This window comes from Pseudarthrobacter sp. LMD1-1-1.1, from assembly GCF_040676255.1.
Classification (GTDB): Bacteria; Actinomycetota; Actinomycetes; order Actinomycetales; family Micrococcaceae; genus Arthrobacter.
The window spans coordinates 297,854-313,894 of record NZ_JBEGHP010000025.1 but is presented as its reverse complement, the minus strand read 5'-3'; the positions used below and the strand labels follow the sequence as shown (position 1 = coordinate 313,894).

13 protein-coding genes are annotated in these 16,041 nt (G+C 65.9%); 3 read left to right on the top strand and 10 right to left on the bottom strand.

The genetic code is table 11. From position 1 onward, the window contains the following. Positions 1-111 precede the first annotated feature (111 nt). Positions 112-1,569 carry a dipeptidase gene (locus MRBLMD1_RS20160; RefSeq protein ID WP_275180142.1) on the bottom strand — a complete coding sequence of 486 codons (1,458 nt, stop codon included), beginning with the start codon at positions 1,567-1,569 and terminating at the stop codon, positions 112-114. A 92-nt stretch (positions 1,570-1,661) separates the two neighbouring features. Here MRBLMD1_RS20160 and MRBLMD1_RS20155 point away from each other — a divergent pair, with 92 nt between their 5' ends. Next, positions 1,662-2,264 carry a DUF3043 domain-containing protein gene (locus MRBLMD1_RS20155; RefSeq protein WP_159631954.1) on the top strand — a complete coding sequence of 201 codons (603 nt, stop codon included), beginning with the start codon at positions 1,662-1,664 and terminating at the stop codon, positions 2,262-2,264. Positions 2,265-2,362: 98 nt separating this feature from the next. Here the strand turns inward: MRBLMD1_RS20155 and MRBLMD1_RS20150 are convergent, their stop codons facing one another. Beyond that, entirely contained in the window at positions 2,363-3,433 is a 1,071-nt protein-coding gene (locus MRBLMD1_RS20150; RefSeq protein ID WP_275180143.1) for a quinone-dependent dihydroorotate dehydrogenase, read from the bottom strand. A gap of 93 nt (positions 3,434-3,526) precedes the next feature. Between MRBLMD1_RS20150 and MRBLMD1_RS20145 the strand changes: the two genes are divergently transcribed. Continuing rightward, positions 3,527-4,492, top strand: coding sequence for an alpha/beta hydrolase (locus MRBLMD1_RS20145; protein WP_364402938.1), 966 nt, complete (start codon positions 3,527-3,529; stop codon positions 4,490-4,492). Here MRBLMD1_RS20145 and MRBLMD1_RS20140 read toward each other — a convergent pair. From MRBLMD1_RS20140 to leuA, 3 genes are all read right to left on the bottom strand, one after another. Beyond that, complete coding sequence (locus tag MRBLMD1_RS20140; protein WP_275180145.1) at positions 4,489-5,328, bottom strand: isoprenyl transferase; 840 nt, start codon at positions 5,326-5,328, stop codon at positions 4,489-4,491. The genes MRBLMD1_RS20145 and MRBLMD1_RS20140 overlap by 4 nt on opposite strands. Positions 5,329-5,330: 2 nt before the next feature. After that, positions 5,331-6,083 carry a DNA repair protein RecO gene (recO, locus tag MRBLMD1_RS20135; protein WP_159631950.1) on the bottom strand — a complete coding sequence of 251 codons (753 nt, stop codon included), beginning with the start codon at positions 6,081-6,083 and terminating at the stop codon, positions 5,331-5,333. 85 nt (positions 6,084-6,168) lie between these two features. Beyond that, positions 6,169-7,908 carry a 2-isopropylmalate synthase gene (gene leuA / locus MRBLMD1_RS20130; RefSeq protein ID WP_364402934.1) on the bottom strand — a complete coding sequence of 580 codons (1,740 nt, stop codon included), beginning with the start codon at positions 7,906-7,908 and terminating at the stop codon, positions 6,169-6,171. 253 nt (positions 7,909-8,161) lie between these two features. On the opposite strand from leuA, the gene MRBLMD1_RS20125 reads away from it, so the two are divergent. Continuing rightward, positions 8,162-10,114, top strand: coding sequence for a M13 family metallopeptidase (locus tag MRBLMD1_RS20125; RefSeq protein ID WP_364402931.1), 1,953 nt, complete (start codon positions 8,162-8,164; stop codon positions 10,112-10,114). 82 nt (positions 10,115-10,196) lie between these two features. Here the strand turns inward: MRBLMD1_RS20125 and MRBLMD1_RS20120 are convergent, their stop codons facing one another. The 5 genes from MRBLMD1_RS20120 to MRBLMD1_RS20100 form a co-directional block, all read right to left on the bottom strand. Continuing rightward, positions 10,197-11,783: an LCP family protein gene (locus MRBLMD1_RS20120; RefSeq protein WP_364402929.1), complete on the bottom strand. Its 1,587-nt coding sequence runs from the start codon at positions 11,781-11,783 to the stop codon at positions 10,197-10,199. Between the two features lie 97 nt (positions 11,784-11,880). Then, positions 11,881-12,840 (bottom strand): GTPase Era, encoded by a 960-nt coding sequence (era, locus tag MRBLMD1_RS20115; RefSeq protein WP_159631946.1) that lies wholly within the window; start codon positions 12,838-12,840, stop codon positions 11,881-11,883. Beyond that, complete coding sequence (locus MRBLMD1_RS20110; RefSeq protein WP_364402926.1) at positions 12,824-14,155, bottom strand: hemolysin family protein; 1,332 nt, start codon at positions 14,153-14,155, stop codon at positions 12,824-12,826. The genes era and MRBLMD1_RS20110 overlap by 17 nt, the downstream gene beginning before the upstream one ends. After that, a complete protein-coding gene (gene ybeY, locus MRBLMD1_RS20105) occupies positions 14,152-14,625 on the bottom strand; it encodes an rRNA maturation RNase YbeY (RefSeq protein ID WP_159631944.1) in 474 nt (157 codons plus the stop codon). The genes MRBLMD1_RS20110 and ybeY overlap by 4 nt, the downstream gene beginning before the upstream one ends. Beyond that, on the bottom strand, positions 14,622-15,710 hold the full coding sequence (locus MRBLMD1_RS20100) for a PhoH family protein (RefSeq protein ID WP_364402975.1): 1,089 nt from the start codon (positions 15,708-15,710) through the stop codon (positions 14,622-14,624). Before MRBLMD1_RS20100 ends, ybeY begins: the two co-directional genes overlap by 4 nt. Positions 15,711-16,041 lie beyond the last annotated feature (331 nt).

Below are 16,041 nucleotides of genomic sequence, written 5' to 3'. Positions count from 1 at the left end.
ATAGCTACATGCTACGCGCGGCAGTCCTGTAGCTCTAACTCCTGGCGTAACCGTCAAAGCACGCCGGTTGTTCCCTGGAAGCAGGGCGGCCGCCCGCACGCCGAAAGCTGCTCACTCCCCTGCGGTGAGGCCCTCGCTGTTCAACCGGGCCAGCATGAGCGCCTCCGCCAGAATGGCATTGCGGAAGTCACCGATGTGCAGCGACTCATTGGCACTGTGGGCCCGCGAGTCCGGGTCCTCCACGCCTGTAACCAGGATCTGCGCGTTGGGATACAGGTCGGTGAGGTCGGCAATGAAGGGGATGGACCCGCCAATGCCGGTTTCCACGGCCGGAACCCCCCAGGCCTCCCCCAGTGCCCACATGGCCACCGTTGCCGCGGCGGATGACGTATCGGTCTGGAAGGGGTTGCCCGCCTCCCCCGGCGTGAAGACCACCTTTGCACCGAAGGGCGCGTTGGCCTCGACGTGCCTGCGCACCGCTTCCATGGCCTCGGCGGGAACCTGGCCCGGCGCCAGCCGCAGGCTGAACTTTGCCCGCGCACGTGGAAGCAGTGTGTTGGATGCCACGTCCACGGCGGGGGCATCGAAGCCGATGATTGACAGCGCCGGCTTGGTCCACAGCCGCGAGGCGATGCTTCCCGTTCCGGCAAGGCGGACGCCGTCGAGTACGGACGCGTCGGCCCGGTAGTCCGCCTCCGGCATCTCGACGGCAGCCGTGTCGGTGGCCACCAGCCCTTCGATGGCAACGTTTCCGTCGGCGTCGTGAAGTGTGGCAATCAGGCGGGACAGCAGGGTGGGCGCGTCCAGGACCGGCCCACCGTACATGCCGGAGTGCACCGCATGGTCAAGTACCTGCACCTCGATGGTGCCGTCCACCAGGCCGCGAAGGCTGGTGGTCAGGGCCGGTATCCCGACTTTCCAGTTGCTGGAGTCAGCCACCACAATGACGTCGGCCCGCAGCAGTTCACGGTTCGCCTCCAGGAACGTCCGGAATGTGGGTGACCCCGCTTCTTCCTCGCCTTCGATGAAGAACGTCACGCCCAGCCCCAACGAGCCGGCGACGACCTCGGCAACGGCGGCGTAGGCGGCGACGTGGGCCATGATCCCGGCCTTGTCGTCCGCGGCGCCCCGGCCGTAAAGGCGTCCGTCTTTTTCGACGGCGGTGAAGGGCTCCGTTTCCCACAGGGATTCGTCGCCCACCGGCTGGACGTCATGATGGGCGTACAGCAGGACGGTGGGTTTTCCTTCGGCGGCAGGACGGCGGGCGACGACGGCCGGCCCACCGGGCGTACCGTCGGCTTTGTCCACGGTCAGCACCTGGACCTCTCCGATCCCGGCACCCCGAAGGAGTTCCGCGACGGCCTCGGCGCTTCGCTCCAGGGGGGTGCGCTCAAAGCTGGGCCAGGCAATCCCGGGGATGGCAACGAGCTCCTTGAGCCGTGCAAGTGTCTGGTCGAAGGAACGGTCTACCGCTGAACGAAGATCTTCCGTCCTTCCGGTAGCTTCAGGGCCTGGTCCTGCCGTGGTGGTGGTGGTGCTGTGCGGGGTTGCCGCGGGTGATGGAGTCATGGCCAAAACATTACCCCCGTCACATTCGGGTGCCGGCCGGGGCAGGCGCGGAAGCAAGCAGCGGGCACGCCGCTGCAAGGTATTCTGGTCAGGTGTTCGGACGTAGAAAAGAAGCGCCCTCGGCGCAGGAAACCATAGACCAGCAGGCAGCGGAGGCAGCGGCGCGGCAGAACAGTGTGGCGGGCAAGGGCGCCCCGACCCCCACGCGGAAGGCCCAGGAGGCCGCCCGCAAGCGGCCGCTGGTGCCCGAGGACCGCAAGGCCTCCAAGGCCGCCGAACGCCAGGCCGTGCAGGACCAGCGCCTTAAGATGCGCCGGGCCCTGGACACCGGTGACGAGAAGTTCCTGCCGCTGCGCGACAAGGGGCCCCAGAAACGCTTCGCCCGCGACTTCGTGGACGCGCGTTTCAATCTCGGGGAATACCTGATGTTCGGTGCGTTGGTGTTCGTGCTGGTGTCCCTGGTGGTCCCGGCTTCCAGCGACATGATGATCTACGTCCTTGGCGCTTTCTGGGTCATGTTCCTGGCGGTCTTCGTGGACGTCTTCATTCTGTCCCGCAAGCTCCGCAAGCGCCTGGCGGAAAAGTTCGGGCAGGTGGAGGGCGGCACCGTCTGGTACGGTTCCATGCGGTCCCTGCAGTTCCGGAAGCTGCGGCTGCCCAAGCCCCAGGTCCAGCGCGGACAGTACCCGGCCTGACCCCACAAAATTAAACAACAGACACCCCGGCGGAAATACCGCCGGGGTGTCTGGTTTAAAGCGCCTTCCCCGTCACGGGAGGCATCCGGCAGGGCGCGTCAGGACCGCCACGTCCGCGCAAGCTGCTTGTTGATCCGGGCTGCCCAGAACGGGCCCTCGTAGAGGAAAGCGGTGTAACCCTGCACCAGGGTCGCGCCGGCGTCGAGCCTGTCCTGGACATCCCGGGCCGACTCCACGCCGCCCACCGACACGAGGGCCAGGGCGTCGCCGGTGGCGTGCTTGAGCCGCTTCAGCACCTCGAGGGAACGCTCCTTCAGGGGAGCGCCGGACAAGCCGCCTGCGCCGCATTTCTCCACCTCTTCGGCCGGCGAGGACAGTCCTGCGCGGGCGATCGTGGTGTTGGTGGCAATGATGCCGTCCAGTTTCAGGTCCAGGGCAAGGCGCGCCACGTCGTCGATGTCCTCGTCGCTGAGGTCGGGTGCGATCTTTACCAGCAGCGGTACGTGGCGTCCGGCGGCGCGGTCAGCTTCCTGTCCAACGGCGGTCAGCAGCGGACGGAGCGTTTCCACGTCCTGGAGCAACCGCAGTCCCGGGGTGTTGGGAGAACTGACGTTGACCACCAGGTAGTCGGCGGCAGGCGCCAGGCTGCGGGCGCTCACCAGGTAGTCGTCCACGGCGTCGGCAAGTTCCACCACCTTGGTTTTGCCGATGTTGACGCCGATGACCGGACGCACCGCCGGGTAGCGGCGCTGAAGCGCGGCCCGCGCGGCCTTAAGCCTGGGCGCAACGGCCGACGCGCCGTCGTTATTGAAGCCCATCCGGTTGATGACGGCCCGGTCCTGGACCAGGCGGAACAGCCGCGGCTTTTCATTGCCCGGCTGTGCCTGCCCGGTGATGGTGCCCACTTCAATGTGCCCGAATCCAAGATCGGTGAGCGCCTCGATACCGTGCCCTTCCTTGTCAAAGCCGGCAGCCAACCCGAACGGCGACGGGAAAGTGACGCCAAAAGCGGTGGTCTGCAGGGACGGAGCAGGGGCGGTCAGCTTCTGCAGGACCCGTCCGGCGCCCGACGCATGCGCGAGACGGATGCCCTTGAATCCGATCTTGTGGGCGCGCTCGGCGTCCATCCATGAAAAGGCCAGCCTGAAGAAAGTGGGATAAACGCGCATGCCTCCAGTTTCCCGTCTCCGGGGGCGCCACACCAAAACGGAGAAGCTGCCCCACGGGCGGCGTGCCCCGGCGCGCCGGTCTAGCATGAGGTCATGCAGTGGCAGCAGGACATCCTGGGCGCGGATTTCGAGTCCCACACCTTCGCGGCCGCCGGCCCCGACGGGGTGGCACGGACGGCAACCCTGGTCCGGCTCCGGCCGGATCCGGACAGCCGCGTCGCCGACGGCCACCGCCGTGCCGTGCTTTTCCTGCACGGCTGGAGCGATTATTTCTTCAACGTGGACCTGGCGCGGTTTTGGGCCTCGGCCGGTTACGACTTCTACGCACTGGACATGCACAACCACGGACGGAGCCTGCGCCCGGAGGCTCCGGGCGGTTATGTGGCGGACCTCGCCGCCTACGACGCCGAAATCGAAGAAGCAGCCCGCATCATCCGCCTGGAGGGCGTGCCCGGACCTTTGGCGCTGATGGGCCATTCCACCGGCGGGCTGGTGGCGGCCCTGTGGAGCAGCGGGCATCCGGAAGCCGTTTCACTGCTGATCCTGAACAGCCCCTGGCTGGAGATGCACGGGAGTTCGCTGGTGCGGCGCGCCGCGTCCAGCATGGTCCGTCCCGTGGCCCGCTTCCGCCCGCAGGCGGTTCTCCGGCTCCCGGAGCGAGGCCACTACTGGCGCACCATCAGCAGCGCGGCCGACGGCGAGTGGCCGGTTGATGAGCGGTACCGGCCCCGCATGGCATTCCCGGTGCGCGCAGGCTGGCTGCGGGCGGTACTCGCCGGGCATGCCCGGGTGGCCCGCGGCCTGGAAATCGAGGCGCCGATTCTGGTCCTGCTCTCCAAGGGAAGCGCGAACGGCCTGCTCTGGTCCGAGGAAATGCGCCGCACCGATGCCGTCCTGGATGTGAATATCATCGGTACCCGCGCACTCACGCTGGGCCGCACGGTGACCATCGAGCGGATTGACGGTGCCCTGCACGACGTCTTCCTCTCGCCGGAGCCGATCCGCACCGATGCCTATTCGCGGCTGGCCCGGTGGCTGCGGGCCTATGGGCAGGGCTAACCCGCCTGGGGATCCGCCGGTGCAGCGGCTGCATCAACGGCACCGCCATACCGGCGGTCCCGCCTGGCATATTCTTCGACGGCGGCCCAGAGGGTCCGCCGGTCAACATCCGGCCACAGCGTGTCCATGAAGACGAACTCCGCATACGCGGACTGCCAGAGCAGGAAGTTGGACAGCCTCTGCTCCCCCGAACTGCGCAGGAAAAGGTCGACGTCGGGAAGATCGGGCTCATCCAGGTACTTCTGGATGGTCCGCTCGGTGATGGCGCCCGGCTTCAGCCTGCCGGCCGCCACGTCTTCGGCAATCGCGGACACGGCGTCGGTGATCTCGGCCCGGCCGCCGTAATTAACACACATGGTCAAATTACAGGTGGTATTTGCCACCGTGAACTGCTCGGCCTCCTCCAGCTCCCGGATGACTGAACCCCAGAGGCGCGGCCGGCGACCGGCCCAGCGAACCCGGACACCCCAGTCGTCCAGCTGGTTCCGCTGCCTTCGAAGCACGTCCTTGTTAAATCCCATCAGGAAGCGCACCTCCTCCGGTGAACGCCGCCAGTTTTCCGTGGAGAACGCATAGACGCTGACATATTCGATGCCCAGTTCGATGGCTCCTGCCATGACATCGAGCAGCGCGGGCTCCCCCGCCTTGTGCCCCTCGATCCGCGGCAGCCCGCGCTGGTTGGCCCAGCGGCCGTTGCCGTCCATGACGATTGCCACATGCCGGGGGATGAACTCAGCCGGGATGGACGGTGCCACCGCACCGGAAGGATGCGGGTAAGGGGCCACCACGGGGTGGGTACGCTTCCGGGGGGCGTTGTTCTTTTTTCCCAGGGCCACTGTCAGCTACGCTCCACATGTTTGAGGGACTTCAATACTCGTTCCAGATGCCACTGCAGGTAAGCGGCCACCAGGCCGGCGGCCTCCTTGCGGTGCTGCGGCAAGGACGCGTCCGCGGTGCTCCAGTCCCCGGTCAGCAGGGCCGCCAGCAGGACCACGGTTTCGGCTGCGGGGGCCGGTGACCCGGGCGGCCGGCACTGTGCACAGACCATGCCGCCCAGGGGCGCGGAGAACGCCGTGTGCGGGCCCGGCATGCCGCAGCGGGAGCAGTCGGTGAAGCTGGGGGCCCAGCCGCCGGTGGCCAGGGCGCGCAGCAGGTAGGAGTCCAGAATGAGGCCCGCCGCATGCTCGTCACGGCTCAGCGCAGCGAGGGCTCCCACCAGCAGGTTGTACTGCGCGGTGCCGGCCTCGCCGTCCACGTCCGTCAGTTTCTCGGCGGTCTCCGTCATGGCGGCGGCAACCGTGTACCTGCCGTAATCCGCGGCGATGCTTCCGCCGTAGGCGCCTTTGGCGACGGCCTGCGTGACGATGTCCAGCGTGCGGCCGGAGACCAGTTGCAGGTCTGCCACCATGAAGGGTTCAAGCCGGGCACCGAAGCGGCTGCTGGTGCGGCGCACACCCTTGGCGACGGCGCGGACCTGTCCATGGTGCTTCGTCAGGAGGGTGATGATCCTGTCCGCCTCGCCCAGCTTGTGGGTACGGAGCACCACGGCGTCGTCCCGGTAGGCCCGGGAGGCAAAAGACTGTTGGACCACGTTCTATCTTCCCATCCTGCCCGGCGGCGCGCTGCCACGCCACGGGGGTGCCGCCGGTTGGTCCCGGCGGCACCACCTGCAGGTATCAGGCCCGGGCATCCCGGATGGCACGGTTGACCGCCGAGATGACGGCCTTGAGGGACGACATGCTGGTGTTCGCGTCGATGCCGACACCCCACAGGACCCGCTCCCCCACGGCGCATTCGACATAAGCAGCCGCCGCGGCGTTGCCGCCTTCAGACAGCGCGTGCTCGCTGTAGTCCAGCACCCGCACGTCCAAGCCGTCCTCGTGGAGGATGTTCAGCAGTGCGGCGATGGGACCGTTGCCCGTGCCGGTACGGCTGACCTGGGCACCGTCGATGGTGAGTGCGGCGTGAAGCGTCATGCCGCCGTCGGCGTCCGTTTCCGTCTTGACCCCGCCCAGGGAGTAGCGTCCCCACTGCCCTTCGGACTGGCCGGACGGCAGGTATTCGTCCTGGAAGATCTGCCACAGCTGTGCTCCGCTGACCTCGCCGCCCACGGTGTCGGTGCGGCGCTGGATAACGCCGGAGAACTCGATTTGTGCGCGGCGCGGCAGGTCCAGGCTGTGCTCGTTCTTGAGCAGGTAGGCCACACCGCCCTTGCCGGACTGCGAGTTCACGCGGATGACGGCCTCATAGCTGCGGCCCAGGTCCTTGGGGTCAACCGGCAGGTACGGAACCTGCCAAGTGAAGTCGTCCACGGCCTTGCCTGCAGCGGCGGCGTCGCGCTCCAGGGCTTCGAAGCCCTTCTTGATCGCATCCTGGTGGGAACCCGAGAATGCGGTGAATACCAGGTCGCCACCGTACGGCGAACGCTCCGGTACCGGCAGCTGGTTGCAGTACTCAACGGTCCGGCGGACGTCGTCGATGTTGGAGAAGTCGATCATGGGATCGATGCCCTGGACGAACATGTTCAGGCCCAGGGTGACCAGGTCCACGTTTCCGGTCCGTTCACCGTTTCCGAACAGGCAGCCTTCAATGCGGTCGGCGCCGGCCATGTAGCCCAGCTCGGCGGCAGCCACCCCGGTTCCGCGGTCGTTGTGCGGGTGCAGCGAGAGGATGATGCCTTCGCGCGGGTGCAGGTGCCGGCTCATCCACTCGATGGAATCGGCGTAGACGTTGGGGGTGGCCATTTCCACTGTGGCCGGCAGGTTGATGATCACCTGGCGGTCGGCGGAGGCTTCGAACACATCGGCCACCGCGTTGCAGACCCGGACGGCGTACTCGAGTTCGGTACCGGTAAAGGACTCCGGCGAGTACTCGTAGGTCACGTGGGTGTCCGCGAGCGTTTCCTCATACTTCTTGCACAGGCGGGCACCCTGCAGGGCGATGTCCAGGATGCCGTCTTCGTCCTGGTTGAACACGACGCGCCGCTGCAGCACGGACGTCGAGTTGTAGAGGTGGACGATGGCCTGCTTGGCGCCGACGAGGGACTCGTAGGTCCGCTCGATCAGGTGTTCCCGGGCCTGGGTCAGGACCTGGATGGTGACGTCATCCGGGATGTGGTTGCCCTCGATGAGCTGGCGGACAAAGTCGAAGTCCGTCTGCGATGCCGACGGGAACCCGACCTCGATCTCCTTGTAGCCCATGCGGACCAGGAGGTCGAACATCTTCATCTTGCGGGCGGGGCTCATGGGGTCGATCAGCGCCTGGTTGCCGTCGCGCAGGTCAACGGCACACCAGCGCGGGGCCTTGGTGATCACCTTGTCCGGCCAGGTGCGGTCCGGCAGCTCAACTTTGATCTGGTCCTGGAACGGCGTGTACCGGTGGGCGGGCATTCCTGAGGGCTTCTGTGCGTTTCGCATGATGTTCGTGGCCTTTTCTATCGATCTTCAGTGAAAGGGTGGCCGGGCAACACAAACTCCGCAGCGAGGGTGGGCCGTGCGCTAGATAGCGTCTGTGGCCTCGCCGCGGCAGCTAAGGAGAAGGAGCTCTGCACGCACACTTTGAGGGTAACACGGGTGCGTAAGATGAAAGGGCACTACCGTCCGTAAAGTCCAGCATGCAGACGCCTTCCGGTGTTCCGCCCGGCAGCAGCGTCCCAGCAAAGGAGTTGCAGTGCCCATTTCGGGGATCGATCTTTCCACCATTGATCACACAGTCCGGCCGCAGGATGACCTCTACCAGCACGTCAACGGCGCGTGGCTGAAGGCCACCGAGATTCCAGATGACCGGCCCCTGGAGGGCACCTTCACCGCCCTGCGTGACGGGTCCGAGATCGCCGTCCGGGACATCATCGAGGAAGCGGCGGCCAGAGGCGACGACGCCACGGGGATCGAGCGGAAGATCGGCGGGCTGTACAACAGCTTCATGGACGAAGCCACCGTTGAGGGCAAGGGCATGGAGCCCATCCGCGGGCGGCTCGCGGAGGTTTTCGCCACGGCCTCGGTCCCGGAGCTCATTGCCCTGGCGGGCCGGTTGTTCCGCGCGGACGTGGGCGGCTTGTTCTACATCTATCCCGCCCCTGATGCGGGCAACCCCGACCGGGTCCTGCTGTACACAGGGCAGGGCGGCCTGGGCCTGCCCGACGAGTCCTACTACCGGGAAGAGAAGTTCGCCCCGATCGTCGCCGCCTACACAGCGCACGTGGAGAAAATGTTTGAACTGGCCGGACTGGCGGATCCGAAGGGTGCCGCGGACCGCGTCGTCGGGCTGGAGACAAAGCTGGCATCCCACCACTGGGACAACGTCACCCTCCGGGATCCGCAGAAGACCTACAACCTGAAGACGGCGGACGAAGCCACCGCACTCTTCCCCCTCTTCGCCACCTGGTTCGAGGCTGCGGGAATCGACGCTGGCAAGCGTACGGAAATCGTCGTCAGCACCCCCGACTTCTTTGCCGGCGCCGCCGGTCTCCTGGACGAAGTCCCGGTGGCCATCTGGCAGGAGTGGCTGGCCATGCGCGTCGTCAGCGCGGCGGCGCCGTACCTGTCCTCCGGATTCGTGGATGCCAACTTCGCGTTCTACGGCACCACCATCAGCGGCACGCCCCGCAACAAGGACCGGTGGAAGCGCGGAGTGGCCGTCGTCGAGGCCGGACTCGGGGAGGCCGTCGGCCAGATCTACGTGGCCCGGCACTTCCCCGAGTCCCACAAGGCACGGATGCAGACCCTGGTGGCGAACCTCATCGAGGCGTACCGCCGCAGCATCAATGACGTCAGCTGGATGGGCCAGGACACCAAAGCCGAGGCCCTGCGCAAGCTGGAGGCGTTCCGCGCGAAGATCGGCTACCCGGACGAGTGGATCGATTACTCGGCCGTGGAGATCGACCCCGACGACCTGCTGGGCAATGTGGAGCGCGCGCACAATGCCGACGTCGACCGTCACCTTGATGAGGTGGGCAAGCCGGTGGACCGGAACAAGTGGCTGATGACGCCGCAGACGGTCAACGCCTATTACCACCCCATGATGAATGAAATTGTGTTCCCCGCGGCCATCCTGCAGCCGCCGTTCTTCACCGCCGACGCCGACGACGCCGTGAACTACGGTGGGATTGGGGCCGTGATCGGCCACGAGATCGGACACGGCTTTGATGACCAGGGTTCACAGTTCGACGGCGGCGGGGCCCTTCGCAACTGGTGGACGGAGCAGGACCGCCGGGCCTTCGAGGCGCTGACGGCCCGCCTGGTGGCACAGTTCGATGCGCTCTCCCCCACGGCCGCGCCCGGGCACCACGTCAACGGCCGGCTCACGCTCGGCGAGAACATCGGCGACCTGGCAGGGCTGACCATCGCCTACAAGGCATACCGGATCAGCCTGGACGGCAAGGAGCCGGAGGTTCTTGACGGCCTGACCGGGGAACAGCGCTTTTTCGCGTCCTGGGCAGCTGGATGGCGGCAGGTCATCCGGCAGGAGGAGGCCATCCGGCGGCTTGCCACCGATCCCCACTCCCCCAACGAATTCCGGACCAACGCCATCGCGAAAAACCTCGACCCGTTCCACGAGGCATTCGATGTTACCGAGGACGACGGAATGTGGATGCCCCCCGCTGAGCGCGTGAGCATCTGGTAGCTGAACAGCAAAAATGGGCCCCGCCATTGGCGGGGCCCATTTTGTTGCGGAACAGATTTGTCCGTGCAGGGAAGACCGGCTGTTACTGCCGCACGATCAGGTCAGGATTCGCCTGCTGGCACACCTTGTCCCCTGCCGTCTGGTTCACAATGTCCTGGGGCAAAGCCGCGGCGGCTCCGCCTCCTGCCCCAAAGGCAGTGCCGGTGGTGAAGTCGCTGCCGACGTACACCTGCACGCCTGCCACGCCCGGAGCAGGGATCATGAGGGTGGCCGGAATTCCCAGCAGCGCCGCCACATCGGCAGCAACGTCGGCAAAGCCATTGCCGTAATACACCGCGGTCTTGGCCACCGGCTGCGCGAGGAACTGGCCGGTCTGGGCGAAGCCGCCTGCAACCAGCACCTGGACAAGCTCCTGGGCACGGCCGTTGATGCCACTTCCGTTGGCGACGGTCACGGGCTGGATCGCTTTGTTGTAGGGCGGCACGGGCGTCGCCGTCTCAGTGGGGGCAGGAGGTGCTGCCGTTTCGCTGGGCGACGGTGTGGTGGGCGCGGTGGGATCCGTCAGGTCCACATTCTTGCGCATTGCCGAAAAGAGCTGCGCACCTGCGGGTTCTGCGATGACCAGCCTGTTGGGGTCCACGGGCGCCGGTGTGGTGGGCACCGCGACAAACGCCACCTTGCTGATGTCGATGTCCTTGAGCCGATTGCCGATGGTCAGCAGCGTGGGAACGGACGCAAGACCGTTGTCCACTGTCAGGTTCTGGGTCACGACGTCGGCGATCTTCAGCATTTTCGCGGGGTCGGAGAGGGTCCCGTCGTCCTTGATCTTGCGGGTCAACGATGAGAGGAAGCCCTGCTGCGCCTTGATGCGGCCCAGGTCGCCGCCGTCGGCAAAGGCATGACGGGTGCGCAGGTAGGCAAGTGCCATTTCGCCCTGCACGGACGACGTTCCGGCAGGCAGCCGCAGCCGGGAGTCTGGATCGTACACCGCGTCGCTGATGCACACATCCACCCCGCCCACGGCGTTGGACAGTTCCTTCACGGCGTTGAAGTCGGCCATCATGAAGTGGTCCACCTGCATGCCGGTGAGCTTGTTGACCGTGTCCACGGCGCAGCCGATGCCGGCCTCGCTCATGGCCTCATTGATCATCACGCCGGTGCGGGCAGGGTAGTCCTTGTTGGTCTTCCGGTCCTTGCAGTCCGGAATGTCCACCAGGAGGTCCCGGGGAAAGCTGATGACGTTGACCCGCTTGTTGTCCTCGGAGATGTCCATCAGCATCATGACGTCCGACTTGCCGTAGCCGGTGGAATCGTCGGCGGTTCCGTACTCTGAGTTCTTCCCGTCCCGGGTGTCCGAGCCGAGGATCAGGATCTGCAGGCGTCCGGTGGCATCGTTCCCCGGGGACTCGGTGCTTTCGCCGCCGGCGTTCAGCGGGGCCTTGGAGATGTTGTTTTGGAGCCGGAAGAACCAGAACCCGGCGAATGCGGCAGCCGCCACCAGGACCAGGGCCACCACGCCTGTGACGGCCTTCAGCCACAGGGGCATGCTGCGCAGGGGGCCAAGGTGCCGTGCGGCACCGACGTCATGGCTGTCCGCGTGACGGGACGCCGGTCCCGGTCCGGCTGACAAGTCAGCCTCGTTGTCGCGGTTATCGCGGCCTCGACCCACGTGGTGAACCTTCCTCTAAAAACGAAATCCGGTCCATTTTAGTGGTCCAGTCTGGAGAACATGCCGGGAACGCCCCTGGGCGGGGCGTTTGTACGGGTCAGAAACCCAGTTTGACCAGCTGTTTCGGGTCGCGCTGCCAGTCCTTTGCCACCTTGACGTGGAGGTCCAGGTAGATGCGCGTACCCAGGAGGGCTTCGATGCCCTTGCGGGCGTTGGTGCCGACTTCCCGCAGCCGGGCCCCGCCCTTGCCAATGATGATGGCTTTCTGGGAGGGACGCTCGACGTAGAGGTTGACGCGCACGTCCAGGAGGGGGTTGTCGTCCGGCCGGTCCTCCCGGGGGACAATTTCCTCCACCACGACGGCGAGGGAGTGCGGGAGCTCGTCCCGGACCCCTTCCAGGGCTGCTTCGCGGATCAGTTCAGCCACCATTACGGCTTCGGGTTCGTCGGTCAGTTCCCCGTCCGGATACAGGGGAGGCGACGGCGGCATGTGGCTGATCAGCACGTCGGCAACCGTTTCCACCTGGAAACCGTCGGCAGCGGAAACGGGAACGATGTCCTTCCAGCCATCCTCGCCCATCACCTCGCGGCCGAGCGCCGCCACGGCAAGGAGCTGTTCGGTGAGCGCCTGCTTGTCCACCAGGTCAGCCTTGGTGACGATGGCGATCACAGGTTTGCGGCCGACGGCGGCAAGCTGGGCGGCGATGAATTTGTCGCCGGGTCCGATTTTTTCGTTGGCAGGCAGGCAGAATCCGATGGCGTCCACCTCGGCGAGGGTGTCTGCCACGAGGTCGTTCAGGCGCTTGCCGAGCAGGGTCCGGGGACGGTGCAGGCCCGGTGTGTCCACCAGGATCAGCTGGGCGTCGTCGCGGTGGACGATGCCGCGGATGGTGTGCCGCGTGGTCTGCGGTTTGGCCGAGGTGATGGCCACCTTCTTGCCCACCAGTGCGTTGGTCAGGGTGGACTTGCCCGCGTTGGGCCTGCCGACCAGGACGGAAAAACCGGCGCGGAAACCGCCAAAGTCGTCCGGTTCGGCAGCCTTATTTTTCTTGCTCACGTGGAACTCCCTGCTGGGTTGCTTCGGCCTCTTCCAGGAGGCCTTCAAGGTCAGTCTCTACTCTTGGTACGGGTGCCGCAATGATGTAGCTGACCCGGTTCCGCCGGCCTTCCAGCCGGTCCGCCCGCAGCGATACGCCCTGCACGTCCACGCTGCTGCCCACGATGGGAACGCGGCCCAGCGCCTTGGCGAGGAGGCCACCCACGGTGTCCACCTCGTCGTCGTCGATCTCCAGGTCGAACAGCTCGCCCAGGTCGTCGATGCCCATCCGGGCGCTGACCCGGTAGGAGCCGTCTCCCAGGGCCACGGCTTCGGCGCTCTCGGTATCGTATTCGTCCACGATCTCGCCCACGATCTCCTCGATCAGGTCTTCGAGGGTCACCAGGCCGGCAGTGCCGCCGTACTCGTCGATCACGATGGCTACGTGCGTGGACTCCTTTTGCAGTTCGCGCAGGAGGTCGCTGACGGGTTTCGACTCCGGCACGTAGCGGACCTCGCGGGCCAGCGACTCCACCAGGGGCGGCGCCTGGTCCGCTCCCAGCTGGTGGATGACGGCCGCAACGTCCTTGAGGTAGACGATGCCGAGGATGTGGTCGGTGTTCTCGTTGATGACCGGGATCCGCGAGTATCCCGAGCGCAGGAACAGGGACATGGCCTGGTGGAGGCTTGAGCCGGCGTCGATGCTGACGATGTCCGTCCTGGGAACCATGACGGCTCGCACCAGGGTGTCCCCAAAGTCGAAGACCGACTGGATCATTTCGGCTTCGGTGTCCTCGATCATGTCGGACTCACTGGCCCGGTCCACGAGTTCCCGGAACTCCTGTTCGCTGAAGAACGCGTCGTCACCGCCGGGCGCACCGGGAGCCGCGGAGCTCCCCAGGGCCACGAGCCACCCTGGAATGGGCCCCAGCACGCTGGTGAGGAACCGGACCATCGGTGCGGTGAAGCGGACCACCGCGGTGGAGTGCAGCCTGCCGAGCTGCCTGGGTGAAACACCCACGATCACGAACCCCAGGAGGGCCATGATGCCGGTGGCCACCAGGCCGGCGACCCAGACGTTGTCCAGCAGGCTGGCGATCAGGACGGCGACGGCAACGGCCGAGGCCATCTCGAACCAGACGCGCCAGAAGCGGAGGGCCCGGGTGTGGGCAACCGGTTCTGCAAGGATGCGGCGCATGGCGGTGCCGCGGCTTCTGTGGAGCGCCTGTTCAGCGTCGTGCCGGGGAAGGAAACTGAAGGCGGCCTCGGCCGCTGTCAGCAGGGCCGCGACGGCAAGGAAAACCAGTGCCACCGCGACCAGGAGCAGTTGCGTCACTGGGTCGTCTCGGCAGGTGCTTCTTTGCCGGTGAAGCCGGACAGGAGTTCCCGCTGGAGCCCGAACATCTCCGCCTTCTCTTCCGGTTCGGCATGGTCGTAGCCCAGCAGGTGAAGGATTCCATGCGTGGTGAGCAGCAGCATCTCGTCCTGCAGCGAGTGGCCCGCGTTCCGGGCCTGCACCGTGGCCACCTGCGGGCAAATGGCGATATCGCCCAGCATGCCCTGGGGCGTGGGCCGGTCAGGAGTCCCTGGAGTCAGCTCGTCCATGGGAACCGAGAGCACGTCCGTGGCTCCCGGTTCGTCCATCAGCTCGATGTGCAGCTTCTCCATGGCCGGTTCATCCACCAGGAGGATGGAGAGTTCAGCCTGCGGATGGATGTAGAGCTGCTCAAAAATGTACCGCGACAGGGCCACGAGCCCGGACTCGTCCACCTGGACGCCGGACTCGTTGTTCACCTCGATGCTCACGCGTGTTCCCCCCGTTTTTCGCGGCTTGCTGAATGTTTGACGCGGTTCCGCTGGGCTTCATCCCAGATGCTGTAGGCGTTGACGATGTCGCCAACAAGCCTGTGCCGCACAACGTCGGCGGCATCCAGGACAGAAAAGTTGATGCCCTCGATGCCCTGCAGGATTTCTTCGACGATCCGCAGCCCGGAACGCGTTCCGAAGGGCAGGTCCACCTGGGTGACGTCTCCGGTGACCACCATCCTGGATCCGAAACCGAGCCGGGTGAGGAACATCTTCATCTGTTCCGGCGTGGTGTTCTGGGCCTCGTCAAGAATGATGAAGGCGTCGTTGAGGGTGCGGCCGCGCATGTAGGCAAGGGGCGCGACCTCGATGGTGCCGGCCGCCATGAGCCGCGGGATGGATTCCGGGTCCATCATGTCGTGCAGGGCGTCGTAGAGCGGGCGCAGGTAGGGATCGATCTTGTCGCTGAGCGTACCGGGCAGGAACCCGAGCCGCTCCCCCGCCTCCACCGCAGGGCGTGTCAGGATGATCCGGCTGACCTCTTTCTGCTGCAGTGCCTGGACGGCTTTCGCCATGGCGAGATAGGTCTTGCCAGTGCCGGCCGGGCCGATGCCGAAGATGACCGTGTTGGCATCGATGGCGTCAACGTAGTTCTTTTGGTTCAGCGTCTTGGGCCTGATGGTCCTGCCGCGGCTGGAGAGGATGTCGTGGGTGAGCACATCCACGGGATTCTGGAGTGACTGGGTGCGCAGGAGGGCAACCAGCTGCTGCAGCACCGCGGGCGTGATGACCGTGCCCCGGGCCACCAGGCCACGGACTTCCTGGAGGAGCCGCATGATGCGGGGAACGTCACTGACGGGACCGCTGATGGACAGTTCGTTGCCACGGGCATGGAAGTTGACGTCCGGGAACTGCTCTTCGATGAACCGCAGCGCCTCGTCATGGCTGCCGAGCGACTGAACCATTTGGTCGGAGTTCTCAAAGAGGACTACTTCGGTCCGGATGCCAGGCAGGGAGTGCGGGAATTCCCCCGGACTGCCGTCGCCCGTGTTGAGCCGGCGCTTACCATTTGCTGATTCAGTCATGGTGCTGGCCCGCAGGCCCGTGGTCCCCTCGAAGATCGACATCATTTGTTTGCTTCGGCTGATGCCGGCGCCCCTTGCACGGTGCTCCTTGCCCAGCGATCCCTTTATCTTACGCCAGCACCCGCCCCGACTGGGCACTGGAACGCAGACCAGGCGGGTCACCCCACTGCCCGCGGCACCGGCCCCTCAGCCAGGGAAGTGGACCCGCAAACGGGTAAGAATGCAGCGTTAGGTATCAACTTCATATCGGCCTCATATCGTTCCCGTTGCAGTTGCGGCCGGGGAGGCCAAAGAGCGGCTGGAGGCACCCTCCCCTGTGCAATGCTGGAAA

What these genes read in the sequence shown, in the direction of transcription:
- MRBLMD1_RS20160 (WP_275180142.1), bottom strand. Translation starts at nt 1,569, where the DNA reads ATGACTCCATCACCCGCGGCAACCCCGCACAGCACCACCACCACCACG.
- MRBLMD1_RS20150 (WP_275180143.1), bottom strand. Translation starts at nt 3,433, where the DNA reads ATGCGCGTTTATCCCACTTTCTTCAGGCTGGCCTTTTCATGGATGGAC.
- MRBLMD1_RS20145 (WP_364402938.1), top strand. Translation starts at nt 3,527, where the DNA reads ATGCAGTGGCAGCAGGACATCCTGGGCGCGGATTTCGAGTCCCACACC.
- leuA (WP_364402934.1), bottom strand. Translation starts at nt 7,908, where the DNA reads ATGCGAAACGCACAGAAGCCCTCAGGAATGCCCGCCCACCGGTACACG.
- MRBLMD1_RS20100 (WP_364402975.1), bottom strand. Translation starts at nt 15,710, where the DNA reads ATGACTGAATCAGCAAATGGTAAGCGCCGGCTCAACACGGGCGACGGC.